The sequence below is a fragment of the Hallella mizrahii genome (genome assembly GCF_009695775.1).
In the GTDB taxonomy this organism is placed as follows: Bacteria; Bacteroidota; Bacteroidia; order Bacteroidales; family Bacteroidaceae; genus Prevotella; species Prevotella mizrahii.
The window spans coordinates 79724-95137 of the sequence record NZ_VUNG01000002.1; the positions used below are offsets into that span (position 1 = coordinate 79724).

Genomic DNA, 15414 nt, shown 5'->3' on the forward strand with positions numbered 1-15414 from the left:
ATGAAGGTTTTAAAATTTGGAGGTACTTCCGTTGGATCACCAGATCGAATGAAACATGTAGCAGGTCTCGTCACCGCTTCAGGCGAGCCCACCTTTGTCGTTCTCTCAGCCATGAGCGGCACAACGAACTCTCTCGTAGAAATCAGCAACTATCTCTACAAGAAGAATCCCGACGGTGCCAACGAGGTGATCAACAACCTCGAAAAGAAATACATGAAGCATGTAGACGAACTTTACGATACAGATGCCTTCAAAAAGAAAACCACAGAATTCCTGATAGGAGAATTCAACTATCTGCGCTCTTTCACCAAAGACCTCTTCACCAGCTTCGAGGAAAAAGCTGTCGTGGCTCAGGGAGAGGTGATGTCAACCAACATGGTTGTCAACTACCTGCAAGAGCAAGGAGTCGATGCCGTGCTGCTCAATGCCCTTGACTTCATGCGCACAGACAAAAACAGTGAGCCTGATACCACTTATATTAAAGACAAGCTCCACGAGGTGATGGAGAAAAACCAAGGTCATCAAATCTATATCACTCAAGGCTTTGTCTGCCGCAACGCCTATGGCGAGGTCGACAATCTGCAACGCGGAGGTTCTGACTACACAGCTTCGCTCATCGGCTCGGTGCTTCCCGCCGACGAGATACAGATTTGGACCGACATCGACGGTATGCACAACAACGACCCGCGTGTAGTAGATCACACCGAGGCCATCCATCAGCTCAACTTCGAGGAGGCTGCCGAGCTTGCCTACTTCGGTGCCAAGATCCTGCATCCTACCTGCGTGCAGCCTGCTAAGTATGCCGGAATCCCTGTTAGACTGAAAAATACACTCGACCCGGACGCTGAGGGGACGATCATCGACAACGTCCTCGTCAGAGGCAAGATCAAAGCCGTCGCCGCCAAAGACAATATCATCGCCATCAAAATCAAGTCGTCACGCATGTTGCTGGCCACCGGTTTTCTGCGCAAGGTCTTTGAGATCTTCGAGAGCTACCAGACTCCGATCGACATGATCGCTACATCAGAAGTAGGCGTGTCCATGAGCATCGACAACGACGCACATCTGAACGAAATCGTTGACGAACTGAAGAAATATGGCACCGTCACCGTCGACACCGACATGTGCATCATCTGCGTAGTTGGCGATCTCGACTGGAGCAACCTCGGCTTCGAGACAATGGCAACAGAAGCCATGAAGAACATTCCCGTTAGAATGATCAGCTATGGCGGCAGCAACTACAACATCTCATTTCTCATCCGGGAAGCCGACAAGAAGAGAGCTCTGCAAAGCCTCAGTGACACACTGTTCAACAATAAATAACAAACATCGTCAACAGACAACATAAGGGATCCCTTGCGGATCCCTCTCATCTGAAGATAAGAAAATGAAAAGAGAGCTGACCAAAGGTCGTTTCCCCATTGAGAAGTTCAGTGGAGTGACGACTCCTTTTTATTATTACGACACAACTCTTTTGCGCAACACGCTGCGCACAATCAACGAAGAGTGTAAATCGTATGACAACTTCAACGTGCACTATGCGGTGAAGGCCAATGCCAATCCCAAGGTGCTCAGCATCATCAGTCAGGCTGGTTTAGGTGCAGACTGCGTTAGTGGAGGAGAAATCCGGGCCAGTCTGAAAAGCGGCTTCCCCGCCAATAAGATTGTCTTTGCCGGCGTAGGCAAGAGTGATTGGGAAATCAACCTGGCATTGGATGCCGATATCTTCTGCTTCAACGTGGAAAGCGTCCCTGAATTAGAGGTGATCAACGAGTTGGCTGCAGCCAAGAATACGGTGGCCCGCGTCTGCCTGCGCATCAACCCAAACGTAGGGGCACACACACACGCCAACATCACGACGGGACTGGCTGAGAACAAGTTCGGTATCGCCATGGAAGACATGCTCCCTACCATAGAGCGCATCAAAGAGATGAAGCATATCGAGTTTCTAGGTCTCCACTTCCATATTGGCAGTCAGATCCTCGACATGGGCGACTTTGAGGCACTTTGCAATCGCATCAACGAGCTCCAGGATCTCTTGGAAAAGCATCAGGTTAAAGTCTCAAATATCAATGTAGGCGGCGGACTGGGCGTGAGCTACGATCATCCCAACCGTCAACCTATCCCCAACTTCCATGACTATTTCAAGACCTATGCCTCACACCTGCGTCTGCGCCCAGGTCAAGAGCTCCATTTCGAGCTTGGGCGTGCTGTGGTAGCTCAGATGGGAAGCCTCATCACCAAAGTACTATACGTCAAGCAGGGCACCTATAAGCAATTTGTCATTGTAGATGCCGGTATGACGGATCTCATACGCCCCGCACTCTATCAGGCATATCACAAAATAGAAAACTTGTCAAGCAATGAGCCTGCGGCCACATACGATGTAGTAGGTCCCATCTGTGAATCAAGTGATGTCTTTGCGAAAGCGGTTGACCTCAACACCGCACACCGTGGCGATCTCATCGCACTTCGCTCTGCCGGTGCCTATGGTGAGATCATGGCCAGCCAATACAACTGCCGCCCATTGCCCAAAGGCTACATTACTGAAGACTTTATATAAAAAATGAACATTGCTTTATTTTTTGATACAACAACGATTGTCTGCGGAGCAGCTGTCATCATTTTGGCTGTTCTGTCTTCTCTCATGAATCCATTTTTCCGTTTCCTGCCCTCACACGATGAGGAAGAGGAACCGGAAAAGGATAGCTACAACACAAACTCTGAAACAAACACTGCTTCAGGAGACGAAGAACCCCTTGAGTCTACGGAGAACCAGGAAGAAAAGATTGACGAACCTGTAAACGCCAATGATACAAAACAACCTTCTCTCCCTAAACTGACAGTGATCCTCTCGCCTCACGAAGAAGCAGAGAAACTGGAACGCCACCTTCCAGACATACTCCAACAGGATTATCCTGCCGGATACCAAGTCATCGTGGTCACAGAATATGGTGCACACGACACGCTGGACGTTTTGAAGCGTTTCAAACACAGCATGGAAACAGATCCCGCGGCTTATCCACATGTGTCGCTCTACGTCACCTATATCCCTAACTCCTCACGGTACATGAGCCGAAAACGATTGGCCATGACCTTAGGCGTGAAGGCTGCACAGACACAGTGGGTGGTGTTTATCGAAACTGATTCTACGCCGTCGAGTCGTCAATGGCTGCAACATATCGGTAAAGCCTGCACGATGGCTGACACAAAAATGGTTATCGGCTATGGTCACTTCGAGCCAGAGACACCGACCGCATGGCGATTCGACCGTCTGCAGGCAGCTTGCTATCTTCTCCGTGAAGACGTCAAAGGTACAGCTTACCGTACGTTGAGCCATACGGTTGCTATACAGAAGGATGAGTTCATGCAGAATGATGGTTTTGAAGGATCATTGAGCTTGGTCAGAGGAGAATATGAATGTCTGGTCAACAAATATGCTGAAAAGGGTATGACGCAAGTCGTTACCCATCCAAAGGCGATAATGACCGACGACAAACCTACCAAACGCGCTTGGCGCAGCAACCGTCTTTTTTATTTAGCTACCCGCCGCCATCTTAGCCGTAGCCTGCCCCACCGCATGTTGTTTATCACAGATCAGATCCTGCTTCATCTGAATGTCTGGGCCATCTTGGGTATTGCTTTATGGGGAACACTGACGCAGAAATGGGTGATGCTGGGTGCAGCTGTCTTAGCTTTCATCCTCACCATTATACTCCGTCTGTGTGGAGCCCACAGGGCTTTTAGCCGTTTACGAGAACCCATCACACTGTGGAGCGTGTTACCATTGGAACTGACCGTGGTTTGGAGAAGGTTAGCCACTGCCGTGCGCTATCTGTTTGCCAGCCCCTATGACTTCACCACACACAAACAATAAATATTGAACATCCATCTATGGAAAAGCAGAATCTCCTCATCTTTCTCCCCTCAGGATCAGCAAGCTATGCATTGGGACAGGCTTATGTCTCAAAGCTACAGACCTTGCTGACCCAAGACTATGAGGTGACCTGCCTTCATTCACTCGACCGCTCGACCCTGGCCGTCCTGGACGATTACGATGTCATACATGTCTTCACCCTTTGGCACCGCTCTGTCCTCCACCTCCTACACAAAGCATACAGTCTGCACATCCCTGTGGTCATCACACCCTTGGGCGACCTGCAGCCTTGGGTCTATGCCCAACATCGGCATTCCTATGACTGGCTGAGATGGAAAAAAGTCATTGCCAAGGCCAGTGCAGTGCAAGTATGTGGAAAACTCGAGGAGCATTCCTTTCAACAGCTTCATCTCAATGCCCGTAAGGTATTGATCAAAAATCCTATTCTCACCAGTATGGTGACATTTGAGTCAGTGGCACAAGCTACCCAAAGACTCTATCGTAAAGTCATCGACTCTAATGTGCGTTTCTCGATCACGGAGGAAATCTATGCTCTGCTTTGCGGCACAATACAGATAGGCATCGATGACTTCATGCTCCGTGACCACGAACAATGCAATAAGCTCTGCCAACAATGGGCCAAGCTCACCAATGAGCAATGGCGCATGATACTCATCTACGCTACCGACGAGCATGTCGACGACTATCTCAGTCTGGGACTGGAAAGACTCAATATCAGCAAGCCGGAACTCAACGTGCACGATATTGACAGATATCCTCTTCCATGGAAATACCCAGAAGATGACCTGCCTTCCGACACGCTGATCCCCCACTCTATCCTTGTCCGTAGCAAACTCAGCGAAAATGTTGACAAGAATGAAGTGGGAGAACGCAAACTGGTCATTGAATTGATCAACCTGCATCATGAGAGTGAAAACGGCCGTGTGCCTCTGCGGCATTTGGCCAACGTCTATATGACACTTCGTTTCACACCGATGGACGAAGATCGGGTGGCAGACATTTTGAAAGCGATGGGGCTTGCCGACTTTACACAAAAAGTAACAAAAAAACTGCAAAAGACACTTCGTCTCCCCGATGGCTATGCTATCAACATGAGGCATTAACAACCTAAACATTCCATAAAACTTTCTTTTTTACACAAATCTTCCAATGATTATGAACGACAATAAGAAACTCGACGTACGATACCTGCAATTGCTGGCACAGTCCTTCCCCTCGGTGGCCGACGCCAGTACAGAGATCATCAATCTCCAAGCTATCCTCAATCTGCCAAAAGGTACTGAGCATTTCCTGGCTGATCTTCATGGAGAATACGAGGCATTCCAACACGTTCTAAAAAACGCATCCGGTAATATCAAACGCAAAGTTGGCGAACTCTTTGGTACAACGTTGCGTGAGACAGAGAAGCGAGAACTCTGCACACTCATTTATTACCCCGAACAGAAACTGGAACTCGTCAAGGCTTCGGAAAAAGACCTCGACGACTGGTATCATATCACAATCCACCATCTCGTAGCCGTCTGCCGTGATGTCTCCAGCAAATACACACGCAGCAAGGTGCGCAAATCGTTGCCCAAAGACTTCTCTTATATCATTCAGGAACTGCTCCATGAACGCACGGAGGATTCTGACAAGACCGCATACGTCAACGTCATCATTGATACGATCATCAACACGGGACGGGCTGATGCCTTTATCATTGCCATCGCAAACGTCATCCAGCGACTCGCCATCGACCAGTTGCATATTCTCGGAGACATCTATGACCGCGGTCCAGGAGCGCATAAAATCTTGGACTTGCTTCAGAACTATCATCACTGGGATATCACGTGGGGCAATCACGACATGCTGTGGATGGGAGCAGCCGCCGGCAATGATGCCTGCATCTGTAGCGTCATACGCATATCACTACGATACGCCAATCTCGCTACACTCGAGGAAGGCTATGGTATTAATATGGTACCATTGGCCACCTTTGCCATGGACGCTTACGCCGATGATCCCTGCACAGAGTTCCGCCCCATCCTCTCGGGTGATGCCGAGAACCTCAATGAGAAGTCCATACGGCTCACGGCCCAAATGCATAAGGCAATCGCTGTAATGCAGTTTAAACTGGAAGCGCAACTCTATGAGAAACACCCAGAATGGAAGATGCAAGATCGCGAGCTTTTCAATTTCATCGATTATGAACATGGCACGATCATGCTTGAAGGGAAGATCTACTCGCTGCGTAGTTGCCATTTTCCAACCATCGATCCTGCCAATCCTTGCGTTCTCACAGATGAGGAGCACGAACTGCTGCAAAGACTGCATCATAGCTTCATGGTCAGTGAGAAGCTCCACAAACATATCGACATGCTGCTCGACCATGGCTGTATGTACTTGGTATGCAACAACAACCTGCTTTATCATGCATCCATACCTCTCGAAGAAGATGGCAGCCTGAAAAAAGTAGAAGTCTATCAAGGTCAACCTGTGGCAGGAAAAAATCTGATGGAGACCGTCGGGCATCTGGTACGCTCCGCTTACCAAAGCGACACCAACCCGGTGGAGCGCGACTATGCCATTGATTATTTCTTCTATCTCTGGTGCGGTCCGGACAGCCCTCTCTTCGACAAGTCTAAGATGGCTACCTTCGAGCGCTATTTCATCGAAGACAAGGAAACACATGTTGAGCATAAGGGCAACTACTTCAAACTGCGTGACGACGAGAAGATTTGCGAGCATATCATGGACGCTTTTGGCGTCACTGGGCCTAACCGACATATCATCAACGGCCACGTCCCCGTGAAAGTGGGTGCCGGAGAGAATCCTATTAAAGCAGGAGGCAAGCTGATGGTCATCGACGGTGGATTCGCACAAGCCTATCATAAGCAGACCGGCATTGCAGGATACACGCTCGTCTATCACAGTCGTGGTTTTCAGCTCGTACAGCACGAGCCATTCACAAGCACCGAGGACGCGATCTTACGCGGTACCGACATCAAGTCCACTACACAGATTGTTGAGATGTCTGCCCACCGTATGTTGGTAGCCGACACGGACAAGGGTGTAGAACTGCGCAAACAAATCGATGATCTCATGGAGCTTCTCTATGCTTACCGTCATGGCATTATCACGCCAAAACTATAGCCACAGAGCACCGCAAGACAGTACCCGACCATTCCTATCTTGCAGACACTCGTCTTGCAGGAACACCCCTATCTTGTGTCTTGCAGCCATCCCCGTCTTGCAGTTCTGTTCGTCACGATATATCGTGGCGCTCCCTATATCGTGACGCTTCCGCCTTCTAAGTAAAAGCACAAAAAAGCTCCCGCCAATCCTGACGGGAGCTTTTTATGATCTTTGACGATGATAATCGCCCTGTTTATACCAGATACTGAGAAGAGATGCTCTCGTTATTCACCACACGACGGATCGTCTCGGCAAACATATCAGCCACGCTGAGCTGCTTTACCTTATGGCAACGCTGCGTATAAGGGATCGAATCTGTGAAAACAATCTCTTCAAGCGCAGAGTTCTCGACACGCTCACTGGCCGGACCACTCATGACGCAATGCGAGGCACAGGCTCTCACACTCAGTGCACCATGCTCCATCATCAAATCGGCAGCCTTAGTAATGGTGCCGGCAGTGTCTACCATATCGTCGACAAGCACCACATTCTTACCCTTCACGTCACCGATGATCTGCATGCTTTCTACCACATTGGCACGTGCTCTTGTCTTATTGCACAGCACCAATGGGCAACCCAGATACTTGGCAAATGTGTTGGCACGCTTAGAACCACCTACATCGGGCGATGCAATCACAAGATCCTTCAGACGCAAGCTTTGCAGATAGGGCAGTAACACACCAGAAGCATAGAGGTGATCTACAGGCACATTGAAGAAGCCCTGGATCTGATCAGCGTGCAGATCCATCGTGATCAGACGGTCAATGCCCGCCACACTCAGCAAGTCGGCGACAAGCTTGGCACCAATGCTTACACGTGGCTTGTCCTTGCGATCCTGGCGTGCCCAACCAAAATATGGAACCACTGCAATAATGTGACGTGCGGATGCACGCTTGGCAGCGTCGATCATCAACAACAATTCCATAAGGTTGTCAGAATTCGGAAAGGTGCTCTGCACCAAGAAAACATCACGGCCACGGATCGATTCCTCATAACTGACAGCAAACTCACCGTCAGAGAAGCGCGTGATGACTAAATTGCCCAACGGGCAACCCAAGCTGGCACAAATCTTTTCTGCAAGGTATCTCGTCTTTGTTCCCGAGAAAACCAAAAAAGAGTTTTTTTCACTCATCTTGTTTAGCGTTTATATAACAAAAGTGTAATGGTCATTGCCTTTGATGATGCAAATGTAGGAATTTTCTGTCACACTCACAATAATATTGGAAAATAAAACGTATCTTTGCATTAAAAAATTGATATATGAAGGTAGATTTGCAGACTTTTAGCCAACTCCATTACCCGGCCTACGTGCTCGAAGAGCTACGCTTGCGTAAGAATCTCAAACTTATCAGCAGTGTAGCCCGCCGTTCTGACACAACGATTATCCTTGCTTTCAAGGCGTTTGCCCTTTGGAAGACTTTCTCTATTTTCCGGGAATACATCCCCGCTACAACCGCCAGCTCACTCTACGAAGCAAGACTTGGTTACGAAAAGTTTGGCAGTCGTGTTCATACATTCTGTCCCGGATATACCGATGACAACATCTCTGAGATTGCACATTATTCCAGTCATCTTATCTTCAACTCTCTGAGCCAACATCAAAGTTTCGCCGCCAAGGCAAAAAATGCCAATCCGGAGATCAGCCTCGGCCTACGCGTTAATCCGGAATATAGTGAAGTAGAGACGTTGCTCTACAACCCTTGTGCACCAGGATCTCGCTTTGGTGTCACTGCCGACCAATTACCGGAAGAGCTACCAAAAGATATAGAAGGATTCCATTGCCACTGCCATTGCGAGAGTGGAGCCGACGTTTTCCAGCGCACGCTCGCTCATATCGAAGAAAAGTTCGGCAAATGGTTTCCACAACTCAAATGGATCAACTTTGGCGGCGGACATCTGATGACTCGCAAAGACTACGACACAGAGTTGCTGATCAACATCCTGAATGGCTTCCACAAACGCCACCCACACTTAAAACTGATATTGGAGCCAGGCAGTGCTTTCCTATGGCAGACGGGACCTTTGGTAAGTCAAGTGGTCGACATTGTTGAGAATCATGGCATACGCACAGCAATTCTCAACGTCAGTTTCACTTGCCACATGCCCGACTGCTTGGAAATGCCTTATCAGCCACAAGTGCGTTTCGCAGAAAGTATTGGTACCGATGCCGACGGTCTTTACCCGGCAGAAAAGGCTCCACACATCTATCGCCTTGGAGGAGACTCCTGTCTTAGCGGTGACTTCATGGGCTATTGGAAGTTTGACCATGAGTTACAGGTTGGCGAGAATATTATCTTTGAGGACATGATCCACTATACTACCGTGAAGACAACAATGTTCAACGGTATCTCCCATCCCTCTCTCATGCTGGCACACCCCGATGGAGAACTTGAGATGCTCCGCAAATTCTCATACGAAGACTACATGAACAGAATGGATTAATCCTTTCCACATCACTATCTCACAGTGATGTGGAAGCACCCTTGATTCACCTCGTATTTGACATAACAGCGCTTTTCCTCACGCATATCACGAAGCACTTCGGCTAAAATGTATTTCAGCGTATCATTGCGCACGACACGCCGTTGCTCTCCGGGCGGTTCTACAGTTTTATAGCGGTTATAGCAGACGTCGAAAGTCGTGCCATAGAGATGACAACTATTTTGCGTGGCATTGCCATTATGACCACGAAGACGCTCCACATCATCCTTGGACCGAAGCACACTGGTGACAATAATCTTATGCAAGGGAATGCCCTTCATCGTCAGGCTGTCGAAATAGCTGCGGCCTATATCTTGTAAAAGAATGGACGCACGGGGAACCAAATAGGGAATGCTGCTATGTAGTTTGTCAATATAGACATAGGGATTGCTCCCCACAAACACCAGACCGGATTTACGTCTGGCAGCTTCGTCACGGTTCTGCACAGGCTGGATTCCCCACTTACTGGCTGACACGAGTTGTACGTCCTGCTGATCCTCGAAGGTACGCTGATAGCCGGGGACACTATAAATAGGTGTGTGGCGCAACGAACCATCAGACTTGAAGAACGGCGAGACACCTGCCGAATAACGCAAAGAAGGCAATGGTGACGGAGCCAACTTGCTCAAATAGGTTCCTTCCAACACTACTTTGTCTGTATCATTTCCTGCTTCACCCGCTTGTGCAACAGCAATAGCCTGACCGGCATGCGCTGTATCTGAGCGCATACCTACACTATCCGCTGCTTCTCTCTGACGCACAGCAGTCTGTGCCGTTCGGTTGTTGGCGATGGAAGGAAACAGCAGACGCACGATGGCTAAGACCACCGTAACAATCAAGAAACTCTGCAGGTATCTTTTCTTTGTAATTCTCATTTCACATGCAAAAATAACACAAATCAGAAGAATATCAAAACAAACAAGAAGAAATCATGCGACTCTAAAACATATTTTTGCCTTTAATCTGTCTTTTCTCGGTATTTTATTGTAATTTTGCAGGGTAATATATTACGTACTTAATAGATATACATTGATAGAAAAACATATCGTACTCGAGGATATCGACCCCGTCGTATTTTACGGAGTCAACAACGCACATCTGCAAATGCTGAAGGCTCTCTTCCCCAAGTTGCGTATCGTTGCGCGGGATAATGTCGTGCGCGTGCTTGGAGACGAGGAAGACATGGCCCGATTTGAAGAAGATATCGAGAAGATGAGAAAACATGTGGTGAAGTATAACTCCATTACAGACGAGGATATTCTCGACATCATCAAAGGACGACAGACTAAGGCCGATGCCGTAAAGGACGTTCTCGTATACAGCATTTCGGGGCGCCCTATCAAGAGCAGATCTGAAAACCAGCAACAGCTCATTGATGCTTTTAATAAGAGTGATATGATATTCGCCGTAGGACCAGCCGGAACGGGCAAGACCTATCTGAGCATTGCCCTTGCTGTGAAAGCACTGAAAGAGAAAGCCGTCAAACGCATCATCCTCAGCCGACCGGCCGTGGAAGCCGGTGAAAAACTGGGATTTCTCCCCGGTGATATGAAAGACAAAATTGATCCTTATCTGCAGCCGCTCTACGATGCCTTGCAGGATATGCTGCCCGCTACAAGACTCAGTGACTTGATGGAAAAGCATATCATACAGATAGCACCGCTCGCCTTTATGCGCGGCCGCACGCTCAGCGACGCCGTTGTCATTCTCGATGAGGCTCAAAACACTACGACCGCACAAATCAGGATGTTTCTTACACGCATGGGATGGAACACCAAGATGATCATAACGGGTGATATGACTCAAATCGACCTGCCAAAAGAATGCAGGAGTGGACTGAAAGAAGCTCTGAAAATACTAAAAGGCGTGGAAGGCATTTCTGTCATAGAGCTCACAAAAAAAGATATTGTCCGCCACCAACTCGTCACCCGCATCGTCAACGCCTATGAAGCTTACGACAAGCATCAAGAGGAAGAACACCGAAAACGAGTTGAAAAACAGAGAAGAGACTCACTTGAAAACAACGATGACGAACAAGAACTGACCATCATCGGCACCGGTAATTTCACTGAAAACTGATTTTCACCTCCCAACTAAATAGAAGACATTTCATAAAAAACTTTTTTATATTCATACTATTATGAAAGCTTTAACTCATACCGATTTTCATTTCGAAGGACAGAAAAGCGTTTACCATGGCAAGGTACGCGACGTTTACAACATCAACGATGACCTCATCGTAATGGTCGCTACAGACCGCATCTCGGCTTTCGACGTCGTCTTGCCCAAAGGCATTCCTTTCAAGGGCCAAGTGCTGAACCAAATCGCATCGAAGTTCCTTGACCAGACAGCCGACATCTGCCCGAACTGGAAACTGGCAACACCCGACCCAATGGTCACCGTAGGACTGAAATGCGAGGGCTTCCGTGTGGAGATGATCATCCGCTCTATCCTTACCGGTTCTGCTTGGCGCGCTTACAAAGACGGATGCCGTGAACTCTGTGGCGTGAAATTGCCGGAAGGTATGCATGAAAACGAGCGCTTCCCCGAGCCCATCATCACTCCTACCACCAAAGCCGATGAAGGTCATGACCTGAACATCTCTCGCGAGGAGATCATCAAGCAGGGTATTGTGTCTGCCGAGGACTATGCTGTCATCGAGGACTGGACACGCAAGCTCTTCCAGCGCGGACAGGAGATTGCAGCCAAACACGGTCTGATCCTCGTCGACACCAAATACGAATTTGGCAAGCGCGACGGCAAGCTCTATCTCATCGACGAGATCCACACACCGGATTCCAGCCGCTACTTCTACGCCGACGGCTACGAGGAGCGTCTGGCAAAGGGTGAGCCCCAGCGTCAGCTCTCCAAGGAGTTTGTAAGACAGTGGCTCATCGAGCACAACTTCATGAACCAGCCCGGACAGACCATGCCGGAGATCACCGACGAGTATGCAGAGAGTGTGTCTGAGAGATACATCGAACTCTACGAGCACATCACGGGTGAGAAATTCGACAAGGCTGCTGAGGAAGGCGACATTGCTGCACGCATCGAGCGCAATGTGAAGAACTATCTCGCAACACGTAAGTAAAAGCTCAACACATCAGGAATGTACAAACAAGAGCGCATCAAGCCCTACAATGGCACAGGTGACAAGGGGCAGCTCGTAGAGGAGATGTTTGACAACATCGCCGACAACTACGACACCCTCAACCACCGGCTGTCATGGAATATCGACAAAGGATGGAGACGCAAGGCTATCAAGGCCCTTGCGCCTTACCACCCTTGTTCTGTCCTTGACGTGGCAACAGGCACCGGCGATTTTGCCATACTCTCAGCCCGAATGCTTCATCCACAGAAGTTGATCGGAGCCGACATCTCGGAAGGGATGATGAACGTAGGACGACAGAAAGTGAAAGCGGCAGGACTGGACAGCATCATCTCTTTCCAAAAGGAAGACTGCATGCATCTGTCATTCCCCGACAACACTTTCGATGCCGTCACAGCGGCTTTTGGCATCAGAAACTTTCAGGATCTGGATCAGGGACTGCGCGAGATGTGCCGGGTATTGAAAAAAGGTGGTCATCTGAGCATTGCGGAGCTTACCGAGCCTGTGCACTTCCCCATGAAGCAGTGCTTCAAACTCTATTCCCACACCTTCCTGCCGGTCTATGGCAGCATCATCTCTAAAGACAAGAGCGCATACAGCTATCTCACAGCCACCATCGAAGCTTTCCCCCAAGGAGAGCAGATGATGGGCATCCTGCAAAAGGCAGGCTTCTCCAAGGTCTCCTTCCGGCGACTGACCTTCGGAATATGCACTCTGTATTTCGCTGAAAAATAACCATCACGTCAAACAAGTAACACCAGCTGCACAATGGACAAATACGGACTGATAGGCTACCCTCTTGGACACTCCTTCTCTATCAGCTATTTCAATGAGAAGTTCCAAAACGAGAACATTGACGCTACGTACGAAAACTTTGAGATCCCCACGATCGAGGAACTACCGGAGATCCTTGACTCCAATCCTGAATTGAGAGGACTCAATGTCACGATTCCCTACAAAGAGAAGGTCATCAGCTATCTCGACTCTCTCTCTCCCGAAGCGCGTGAGATCGGCGCTGTCAATGTCATCAAAGTCACCCATAAGAACAAGAAAACGATTCTTAAGGGCTTCAACAGCGATGTCATCGGCTTCACCCAGAGTATAGAACCGCTATTAGAGCATTTCCATAAGAAAGCGCTCATCCTCGGTACCGGCGGTGCATCGAAAGCCATTGACTTCGGTCTGAAGTCGCTGGGGTTGCAAACGATGAAGGTTAGCCGATACGAAAAGCCGGGGACCATTGAGTACAGCCACATCACAGCAGACACCATCAAGGAGTATAACGTGATTGTCAACTGCACACCCTGCGGCATGTATCCCCACGCCGACGAATGCCCCAACCTCCCCTACGATGCCATGGACAGCCATACGCTTCTCTATGATCTCATCTACAATCCCGATGAGACGCTGTTTATGAAGAAAGGCAAAGAGCATGGCGCTGTAGTGAAGAACGGACTGGAGATGCTCCTGCTCCAGGCTTTTGCCAGCTGGCAGTTCTGGAATGACGAAAGGTAAGACTCCACATTCCGCAGATTCTATCATACCATATTATATTATTATCATTCAAGACTTACGATTGAAAAAATGAATAATCGATACATGATGCGAGGCGTCAGTGCCGCCAAGGAAGATGTGCACAACGCTATCAAGAACATCGACAAGGGTATCTTCCCCCAGGCTTTCTGCAAGATCATCCCCGACATCCTCGGTGGCGATCCGGAATACTGCAATATCATGCATGCTGACGGCGCCGGCACAAAGTCTTCTTTGGCCTATCTCTATTGGAAGGAGACGGGTGATCTGAGCGTTTGGAAGGGAATTGCGCAAGACGCTATCGTCATGAACACCGATGACTTGCTCTGTGTGGGAGCTGTTGACAACATCCTCGTGTCAAGCACTATTGGTCGCAACAAAATGTTGATCCCAGGTGAAGTTATCAGTGCTATTATCAATGGCACCGACGAACTGCTTGCTGAACTGCGCGGCATGGGTATCGGCATCTGGCCCACGGGTGGTGAAACTGCAGATGTCGGTGACTTGGTACGTACCATCATCGTCGACTCTACCGTCACGTGCCGAATGAAACGCAAGGATGTCATCAACAATGCCAACATTCGCCCCGGCGATGTCATCGTAGGACTTAGCTCCACCGGTCAGGCTACCTATGAGCACCAATACAATGGCGGCATGGGCAGCAATGGACTGACAAGTGCACGCCACGATGTCTTCGCAAAGTATCTGGCTGAGAAATATCCCGAAAGTTATGACCATGCCGTACCCGACGAACTGGTGTATAGCGGGAAATACCACCTCACCGACAAGATTGAAGGTGTGCCCGTCAATGCCGGTCAGATGGTTCTCTCTCCTACCCGCACATACGCTCCGGTCATCAAGAAGCTCCTGGATGAGCTACGCCCCGAGATTCACGGTATGGTGCACTGCACCGGTGGCGCTCAGACCAAAGTACTGCACTTCGTAGGCGAAAACTGCAAAGTGGTAAAGGACAACATGTTCCCCGTTCCCCCACTCTTCAAGACCATTCACGACTGCTCCGGCACAGACTGGAAAGAGATGTATCAGGTCTTCAATATGGGACATCGCATGGAGATCTACGTCCGTCCGGAAGTTGCGGATCAGGTCATCGCCGTAAGCAACAGCTTCAACATCGATGCCCAGGTCATCGGACACATCGAAGAAGGCAAGCGCTCACTGACCATCAAGTCAGAATTCGGAACGTTTGAATATTAAATCC

At 49.1% G+C, this 15414-nt stretch carries 13 protein-coding genes; 11 read left to right on the plus strand and 2 right to left on the minus strand.

Annotated elements, in window-relative coordinates; all coding sequences use genetic code 11:
• The 5 genes from FYJ73_RS01270 to FYJ73_RS01290 all read left to right on the plus strand — a co-directional run bounded on the left by FYJ73_RS01270 (nucleotide 1) and on the right by FYJ73_RS01290 (nucleotide 7030).
• Nucleotides 1-1323 carry an aspartate kinase gene (locus FYJ73_RS01270; RefSeq protein WP_154532833.1) on the plus strand — a complete coding sequence of 441 codons (1323 nt, stop codon included), beginning with the start codon at nucleotides 1-3 and terminating at the stop codon, nucleotides 1321-1323.
• 64 nt (nucleotides 1324-1387) lie between these two features.
• Nucleotides 1388-2563 (plus strand): diaminopimelate decarboxylase, encoded by a 1176-nt coding sequence (gene lysA, locus FYJ73_RS01275; RefSeq protein ID WP_154532835.1) that lies wholly within the window; start codon nucleotides 1388-1390, stop codon nucleotides 2561-2563.
• A 3-nt stretch (nucleotides 2564-2566) separates the two neighbouring features.
• Nucleotides 2567-3877: a glycosyltransferase family protein gene (locus FYJ73_RS01280; protein WP_206081661.1), complete on the plus strand. Its 1311-nt coding sequence runs from the start codon at nucleotides 2567-2569 to the stop codon at nucleotides 3875-3877.
• Nucleotides 3878-3894: 17 nt separating this feature from the next.
• A complete protein-coding gene (locus FYJ73_RS01285; protein ID WP_154532839.1) occupies nucleotides 3895-5001 on the plus strand; it encodes a glycosyltransferase family protein in 1107 nt (368 codons plus the stop codon).
• A 52-nt stretch (nucleotides 5002-5053) separates the two neighbouring features.
• A complete protein-coding gene (locus tag FYJ73_RS01290; RefSeq protein WP_235899171.1) occupies nucleotides 5054-7030 on the plus strand; it encodes a fructose-1,6-bisphosphatase in 1977 nt (658 codons plus the stop codon).
• Between the two features lie 235 nt (nucleotides 7031-7265).
• Here the strand turns inward: FYJ73_RS01290 and FYJ73_RS01295 are convergent, their stop codons facing one another.
• Nucleotides 7266-8204: a ribose-phosphate pyrophosphokinase gene (locus FYJ73_RS01295; protein WP_154532843.1), complete on the minus strand. Its 939-nt coding sequence runs from the start codon at nucleotides 8202-8204 to the stop codon at nucleotides 7266-7268.
• Between the two features lie 128 nt (nucleotides 8205-8332).
• On the opposite strand from FYJ73_RS01295, the gene nspC reads away from it, so the two are divergent.
• Nucleotides 8333-9514, plus strand: a complete 1182-nt coding sequence (nspC, locus tag FYJ73_RS01300) for a carboxynorspermidine decarboxylase (RefSeq protein WP_154532845.1) — start codon at nucleotides 8333-8335, stop codon at nucleotides 9512-9514.
• 14 nt (nucleotides 9515-9528) lie between these two features.
• Here nspC and FYJ73_RS01305 read toward each other — a convergent pair whose 3' ends face one another.
• On the minus strand, nucleotides 9529-10428 hold the full coding sequence (locus tag FYJ73_RS01305) for a DUF5715 family protein (protein ID WP_154532847.1): 900 nt from the start codon (nucleotides 10426-10428) through the stop codon (nucleotides 9529-9531).
• A gap of 154 nt (nucleotides 10429-10582) precedes the next feature.
• Between FYJ73_RS01305 and FYJ73_RS01310 the strand changes: the two genes are divergently transcribed.
• The 5 genes from FYJ73_RS01310 (at nucleotide 10583) to FYJ73_RS01330 (ending at nucleotide 15410) form a co-directional block, all read left to right on the plus strand.
• Nucleotides 10583-11632 carry a PhoH family protein gene (locus tag FYJ73_RS01310; RefSeq protein WP_154532849.1) on the plus strand — a complete coding sequence of 350 codons (1050 nt, stop codon included), beginning with the start codon at nucleotides 10583-10585 and terminating at the stop codon, nucleotides 11630-11632.
• A 61-nt stretch (nucleotides 11633-11693) separates the two neighbouring features.
• Entirely contained in the window at nucleotides 11694-12644 is a 951-nt protein-coding gene (locus FYJ73_RS01315; protein ID WP_154532851.1) for a phosphoribosylaminoimidazolesuccinocarboxamide synthase, read from the plus strand.
• An 18-nt stretch (nucleotides 12645-12662) separates the two neighbouring features.
• On the plus strand, nucleotides 12663-13397 hold the full coding sequence (gene ubiE, locus FYJ73_RS01320) for a bifunctional demethylmenaquinone methyltransferase/2-methoxy-6-polyprenyl-1,4-benzoquinol methylase UbiE (protein WP_154532853.1): 735 nt from the start codon (nucleotides 12663-12665) through the stop codon (nucleotides 13395-13397).
• A 33-nt stretch (nucleotides 13398-13430) separates the two neighbouring features.
• Complete coding sequence (locus FYJ73_RS01325) at nucleotides 13431-14177, plus strand: shikimate dehydrogenase family protein (protein ID WP_154532855.1); 747 nt, start codon at nucleotides 13431-13433, stop codon at nucleotides 14175-14177.
• Nucleotides 14178-14246: 69 nt separating this feature from the next.
• Entirely contained in the window at nucleotides 14247-15410 is a 1164-nt protein-coding gene (locus FYJ73_RS01330; RefSeq protein WP_154532857.1) for an AIR synthase-related protein, read from the plus strand.
• The last annotated feature ends 4 nt before the right edge of the window (nucleotides 15411-15414 follow it).

Excerpts from the sequence above, each read along its gene's own strand:
- FYJ73_RS01280 (WP_206081661.1), top strand. The coding sequence starts at position 2,567 with ATGAACATTGCTTTATTTTTTGATACAACAACGATTGTCTGCGGAGCA.
- FYJ73_RS01290 (WP_235899171.1), top strand. The coding sequence starts at position 5,054 with ATGAACGACAATAAGAAACTCGACGTACGATACCTGCAATTGCTGGCA.
- nspC (WP_154532845.1), top strand. The coding sequence starts at position 8,333 with ATGAAGGTAGATTTGCAGACTTTTAGCCAACTCCATTACCCGGCCTAC.
- FYJ73_RS01295 (WP_154532843.1), bottom strand. The coding sequence starts at position 8,204 with ATGAGTGAAAAAAACTCTTTTTTGGTTTTCTCGGGAACAAAGACGAGA.
- FYJ73_RS01285 (WP_154532839.1), top strand. The coding sequence starts at position 3,895 with ATGGAAAAGCAGAATCTCCTCATCTTTCTCCCCTCAGGATCAGCAAGC.
- lysA (WP_154532835.1), top strand. The coding sequence starts at position 1,388 with ATGAAAAGAGAGCTGACCAAAGGTCGTTTCCCCATTGAGAAGTTCAGT.
- FYJ73_RS01330 (WP_154532857.1), top strand. The coding sequence starts at position 14,247 with ATGAATAATCGATACATGATGCGAGGCGTCAGTGCCGCCAAGGAAGAT.
- ubiE (WP_154532853.1), top strand. The coding sequence starts at position 12,663 with ATGTACAAACAAGAGCGCATCAAGCCCTACAATGGCACAGGTGACAAG.
- FYJ73_RS01270 (WP_154532833.1), top strand. The coding sequence starts at position 1 with ATGAAGGTTTTAAAATTTGGAGGTACTTCCGTTGGATCACCAGATCGA.
- FYJ73_RS01305 (WP_154532847.1), bottom strand. The coding sequence starts at position 10,428 with ATGAGAATTACAAAGAAAAGATACCTGCAGAGTTTCTTGATTGTTACG.
- FYJ73_RS01325 (WP_154532855.1), top strand. The coding sequence starts at position 13,431 with ATGGACAAATACGGACTGATAGGCTACCCTCTTGGACACTCCTTCTCT.
- FYJ73_RS01315 (WP_154532851.1), top strand. The coding sequence starts at position 11,694 with ATGAAAGCTTTAACTCATACCGATTTTCATTTCGAAGGACAGAAAAGC.